Origin of the sequence: Psychrobacter sp. TB55-MNA-CIBAN-0194 (genome assembly GCF_040309505.1) — a bacterium.
Classification (GTDB): domain Bacteria; phylum Pseudomonadota; class Gammaproteobacteria; order Pseudomonadales; family Moraxellaceae; genus Psychrobacter; species Psychrobacter fozii.
The window spans coordinates 1-248 of record NZ_JBEOOW010000617.1 but is presented as its reverse complement, the minus strand read 5'-3'; the positions used below and the strand labels follow the sequence as shown (position 1 = coordinate 248).

Genomic DNA, 248 nt, shown 5'->3' with positions numbered 1-248 from the left:
AATTAAGCTTTTCGATATCGAAAATAGGGCCGCCAAGTGACACACGCTGAATATCAAAGCTGGCAATCATTTCATCCAAGGTAAATTTCTCAGCTTCGTCAGGCATTGAGTAGCCCATACGACCAAGGTAATTTAGCAAGGCTTCAGGTAGCACGCCGGCATCACGGTAATACGTGATAGAGGTTGGGTTTTTACGCTTAGACAGTTTTGATTTATCAGGGTTACGCAGTAATGGCATATGGCAAAGT

Annotated in this window: 1 protein-coding gene; it reads right to left on the bottom strand. The window is 43.5% G+C overall.

Annotation, left to right across the window (positions count from 1 at the left end):
• Nucleotides 1–248 (bottom strand): glutamate--tRNA ligase family protein (locus AAEY75_RS16490; protein ID WP_352260240.1); only part of this gene is annotated, 248 nt, incomplete at both ends.